This is a genomic window from Desulfobacter latus (assembly GCF_013389365.1).
Classification (GTDB): Bacteria; Desulfobacterota; Desulfobacteria; order Desulfobacterales; family Desulfobacteraceae; genus Desulfobacter; species Desulfobacter latus.
Genome location: NZ_JACADJ010000120.1, coordinates 1 through 5575 on the forward strand (window position 1 = coordinate 1; position 5575 = coordinate 5575).

A 5575-nucleotide genomic window follows, 5' to 3' on the forward strand; every position below is an offset into this window, starting at 1 on the left:
TTTATACAATTAACGGATACGCCTTCCAGTTTTTCATTTCAACAATGAAAGGAGCAACATTCAGACATTTTTTCCATCCATTAACCCATCTGTCTATCTTACTCAAAAATTCCCCAGCGGTAACAGCAGCGCCGGCAGATTCTGATATATAACCAAAACCTGTTGAACTTTTAAGCGAAATTTTAAAAAATTTTCGTGCAATCTGAAATTCTTCCCATTTCCAGCTTTTACGACTGACTGAAGATGTCTCTTTCAGAACTTTAATTTTGCCTGTCAGATAACGCTTTTTCTTAAATTCCGATGTGCCCTCTATTTTGATGAACTGTCCGTCATCCGGGGCCATGGTTATAAATTCCCCAACGCGAAGTTTGGGCACCAGTTCATGATAGGATGCAGGCAATCTATTGTGTTTATCAATAAATTTTTGAATCTGACGGCGAATATTATTTACATAATTGTATTTTGAAGCTAAATCGTGCTTTTTAAGGAAATCATAAGTCCACTCGTCAGGGTTCGAGGTTAACCCACAAAGATTATTATATAAAGCGCTGCGGTCAAGCTGAGACTTTAATATTCTTCCCATTGTCTCAAGCATACATCGCTTCACCCTTGAAGGCAGGTATGTATTAAAATCCACAATGGGTTCCAGTATTTTGTAAACCTTTAATCCTCTTCGACCTGAACTCAGCTCCTCGAGCACGCTTTCATCGTTCCACAGATGATTGATCTTTTCACACATCACAGGTGAAAGGCTTTTTAAGGTATGCCTGAAACTATCTATAAATTTGAGCGGATATGACAGCGTTGTGGTACTCATGGGTTCCTTTATCGCCTTTAGAACCGGTTAAAAATAGGGTATTATATCAGAATTAACATGATACATGTGAATTTTTTTAAGTTTTGGTATAAAATAATGATAAAAATTTGCGAAATTTGTCATATTAAGACGATATTTGACTATATTTTTGCTAACAGTTAAAAACCCTGGCTCTTGATCCAATTAAGGGCTCAAGATCTTTTCGTGATAGCCCCTCCCTGGCTTTCCATTTGGTGTATAATTGCCTCTACCGGGTCAGGGGGGGCTGCTGTTCTGCATCGGAGTGGATTTCCCAAAATTCTTTTATCATTTTCCTGGATATCACTCGCATAGAATCAAGATAGGCTGTTTCCTTTTTGGGAGCAAATTTTTTTTTTGAAGAGTTAACGTTTAAATTCACCTTCGGAGATCACGACCTCCGGTGAAACGACTTGTTGACGAAGCCGCTTTGATCACGTTGAATATGTCAGAAGCTTTTCCATCCGACATAAAAATCAAAAAGGCTTTTCAAAATTTTCTGAAAAGCCTTTATTTTTAAGTGGCGTCCCCAAGGTTACTCTCATTTGATCTCAATCACACAATTGAGGTGCGCATTCCCATTTTTCCGGTTAAAAAAAAGCCTATCTTTTGGTGAAAAAAGCATGATATGAACTCTCGAAACGATACTATCTGAGGAGCGAATATTATGGAGATGAAAGAAGCCGAAGACTGTGAAACAGTTGAAGCCTATCTGAAGGAAGTCACTGGATGAAGATAATCGGGTAATTCCAACTTCGGAAGAGCTGAAAAGGATAGAAAATGAAAGATGCTCAGAAACCAGACCATGTAAGCCTGAATGTCCTTCTTGGAAGGCTCAAAGAGGGGCGATTTGTTATTCCCGACTTCCAAAGAGAATTTGAATGGAGGCCATGGGACATCAGAGACCTGATGAGATCGATCTTCTTAGACTATTACATAGGAAGCCTTTTGCTTTGGAAAGGGACAAAGGAGAATTATGAGGCACTTTCCTGCGAGATTATCTACGGATTTGAAAATAACGTCGGACAGAAGTCTTGGGATTACGAGAAAGGCAACCCAGACTGCATTGTACTGGATGGCCAACAACGCTTAACCGCACTTTACTATGCATTTATCGCTCCCAATGTCCCTCTGCCGAATAGAGCCAGCCGAGCAGTCTACTTTGTTCATGCGGATAAATTTATGAACGAGCAGTATGACGAAGCATTTCAATACGACTGGTTATCTAAACGGTTTAACAAGATTTTGGAAAATCCGGAAGCGCAATTCGAAGAACATATTTTCCCTCTTTCTGTGGTAGGTACCGGCGGATGGGATCTGCCCAATTGGGTACAAGGGTATGTGAAATATTGGGGAAATAAATCACAAGAAGCTAAAGATGCCGGTGACGTTGCTATGGCAGAGTCAGCAGAACGACATGCAATGAATGCGGAAGAATTCGGAAAACATTTAAGAGGAATCACAGAAGAATATCAAATCGCCTATATTGAGCTTGATAAAGACCTGGCTGTGGATAAAGTTTGTGATATATTTACTCAGATCAACAGCCGGGGCGTTCGTCTTGACGTATTCGATCTTATAAATGCGCTTCTCAAGCCAAAAGGATTGCAGCTTAAACATATGTGGAGGAAGGCTGCGCCAATGCTTGAGTTTGTCGAAACAGAAAAAATGAATGTTTATATCCTTCAAGTCATGTCGATTCTACGGCAGTCCTATTGTTCTCCAAAATATCTTTATTATCTCCTTCCCGGACAGTACAAACAAATTCGTGATCCGGACGGCAGTCGCAAAAAAGAGATACTCATATCGGATATTGAAGATTTTAAGGAACGATGGGATGCTGCTGTCATTGCGATAGAAAAGGCAATTAAACTTTTACAGCATCCGCAGGAATTTGGTGTTGTCGCATCCCAATATCTGCCATATGTATCAATACTCCCGGTGTTCTCAGCACTTCAGGAACAAAGCAATGCGCTTCCGGCACATAAAAAACTAGGTGCTCAGCGTAAAATCCGCCATTGGTACTGGGCTTCTGTTTTTACAAATCGCTATTCCGGTTCCGTTGAATCCACCAGTGCCAGGGACTTTCTTGATGTTAAGGCGTGGTTTGAGGAAGATGCTCCCGCACCGCCATTGATTCAGGAATTCAAAGTACGGTTTAAAAATTTGGAACTTCGCAAGGAAGTTAAAAGAGGGACATCTGTATACAATGGCGTCTTCAACCTGCTGGTGCTTCAAGGTGCCCGGGACTGGATGACCGGAAATATCCCTCTGCATGGTGATCTTGATGATCACCATATCGTTCCGGCGTCATGGGGCAAGTCGATGAATGGTAAACGTATCAATACCATTTTAAATCGCACCCCGCTGTCATCTCAAACAAATCGACATGTTATCAATGACAGGTTGCCAAACAAGTACCTGCCCGAGCTTATATCAACGAATGAAGAATCAGAAGTTAAGGCGATCCTGGAGTCCCACTTTATTTCACCGATTGCTCTTGAAATTCTTTTGCGAGATCCGTTTACGCCCGAGGATTTTGAAGATTTTATTTCGGAACGGCAGCATACAATCCAAGGGGCGATAGAAAATCTATTGATTAAAGAACGACTCGATTTAGCCCCACCCGTCCGGGAACTGGATGAAAAGATTGAAAAGGTGGAATTATGCTTGAGAAAAATCATCGCAGAGACTTTAGAAGAAGATATCGCCCAGCTTCCGCCACATATAAAGAATAAAGCCGAAGATAGAGTGTCCAGGGCCGCAAAAAAGAACGCGGCCCTAGACACTGATCAGTTCAAGGTTCTAAGTGGCCTTCTCGAGTATACGGATCTGCGTGAACTTCAGGACGTGATCCTTGCTAAAAGCACATGGTCAAATTTTGCCCTGAGGTTCAATAACAAAGAATCCCTGAGTGCAAAATTCAATCAACTTGCTGAATTGCGTAATGGAATACGGCACAGCAGAACCGTTGATGACGTGGCCCGCATGGAAGGTGAGGCAGCGATTCTATGGTTTCAAAAGGTGCTGGAAAAATAACACACTTTCTCCAATCGGAATTAGAATCCTACCTATAGGGCGCGGCCACCTTGCTGCGCGGCTACATCGACGCCAAGGCGTGGTGTTACCTGATTCCATCACCTTTTTTTTATTTCATGGATCAGCACTGATTGACAGTCTTTCCTTGACACCATCCTTTGAATCCGGATAATGTAAATCATTCCTGCAAAATCAGGGATACCGGTTTGGAAGCCGGGAACATAGGACGCAAAGAGGTGTCTGCATTATTATGTGAACATTTTTTTTATATTCCATGTCTACGCTATTTTGGGCAGCATGGGGGAGCCTTCGGGCTGCCGGTTTCCTATGACCGGTCTTCCAATCCCTATGCTGCCCTTTTTGTTTTTGGAAGGACAAAAGGGCTTAATCGCAAATCATAGGAGGCCCTATCATGGAGTTTTTCTTAGTCGATGTTAAAACCATCACCCCGTCTTTATCTTCCGAACAAACTGACAAAACACAAATTACACAACCGGCAGAGTCTATTCTGGAATGCAATAGGCTGCTGAAGCCTTTAGTTTTAAAGCAGGCAGGAGCAGAGACCTATACTGTCATCAGTGGGTATACAGCATACGATGCAGCATTGAAAGCCCAAGAAATAAATCCGCGCAAAGGCGAAAAGGTCAATGCCTTTGTTATCCCTCCGAACGCTGAAGAATCAGTGAAAAATCAGTCACCAGGCAATTAAAAGTTCTGGAACCGTGCAGGTAAAAGGATCTGTAAGTAACCATGCTGATCCGTATGGTTACCTATGCATTTGACCTTCTTCCCGGCGTTACAAATCACGGAGGGCACAATGAATATCATCATCCCGGCAAATATCTTCACCAATCCCTTTGCTGAAATTCTGAACGGCATCCACGGCATTCTGACAAAGACAGAGCGTAAGTTGCTCATACTCTTTGAGAGATACTGCTACAAGGACGGACAGATTTTCCCCAAGATCAAAACCCTGGCCAGGAAGCTGGGAATATCCACCCGGCAGGTTCAACGGCTGATCGCCTCATTGGTCGAAAAGGGGTTTCTCAAGGTGGTACCTGCATCATTAATTGACCGGCACCTGTACGGCAAGGGAAACCATTATCACCTTCTGGATCATCCAGCATATCATCAAGATGAAAAAATATCCTCCGAAATGTCGCCTGAAATGTCGTCTGAAACTGTGAATCATACCATTTATAATAATAAAGAAATAAAAACTAAGAGCGGTTTTGACGTATTTGAATGGCTTGAGAAGAACAAGAAGAAACATGCCCAAGCCATCATTGACGCCTTGAATGCTTTAACTGCCAGGTGGCCGGCAATAAAGAAACCCTTTGAATACGCACAAAAGATTGTGGATGTTCAATCCGGCAATTATAACGCGGCGGACCATGAGGCCCAGGCAAAGCAGGAAGCCGCCGAAATCAACGCAGGGTATGAGAAAATATCCGAACACTTGGGGTTAGGATTGAACCTGTCTGGAAAAAGGCATATCAAAGAAGAAACCTATATGGAAATAGACGCACGAAGAAAGGAGCAACTGAACAGGCTTTTTGATATGTTTCCTCAAAAACAAGGGGTTCGATTATTTTAGGTTCTAAACCCTCAAATTTCATTTTAAATTTTATTTGTTACTTAATTTTCTAACAATCTTCAATTATATCTCTCTCTGTTCGATAGTTTTAAAAAGTAAAAACA

Annotated in this window: 4 protein-coding genes; 3 read left to right on the forward strand and 1 reads right to left on the reverse strand. The window is 42.0% G+C overall.

From position 1 onward, the window contains the following. Position 1: 1 nt before the first annotated feature. Positions 2-595 carry a hypothetical protein gene (locus HXW94_RS17960; protein WP_178368273.1) on the reverse strand — a complete coding sequence of 198 codons (594 nt, stop codon included), beginning with the start codon at positions 593-595 and terminating at the stop codon, positions 2-4. A gap of 1020 nt (positions 596-1615) precedes the next feature. On the opposite strand from HXW94_RS17960, the gene HXW94_RS17965 reads away from it, so the two are divergent. From HXW94_RS17965 to HXW94_RS17975, 3 genes are all read left to right on the forward strand, one after another. Further along, positions 1616-3874, forward strand: coding sequence for a GmrSD restriction endonuclease domain-containing protein (locus tag HXW94_RS17965; protein WP_178368274.1), 2259 nt, complete (start codon positions 1616-1618; stop codon positions 3872-3874). A 412-nt stretch (positions 3875-4286) separates the two neighbouring features. Then, positions 4287-4583: a hypothetical protein gene (locus HXW94_RS17970; RefSeq protein ID WP_178368275.1), complete on the forward strand. Its 297-nt coding sequence runs from the start codon at positions 4287-4289 to the stop codon at positions 4581-4583. Positions 4584-4691: 108 nt separating this feature from the next. After that, a complete protein-coding gene (locus HXW94_RS17975) occupies positions 4692-5471 on the forward strand; it encodes a helix-turn-helix domain-containing protein (protein ID WP_178368276.1) in 780 nt (259 codons plus the stop codon). The last annotated feature ends 104 nt before the right edge of the window (positions 5472-5575 follow it).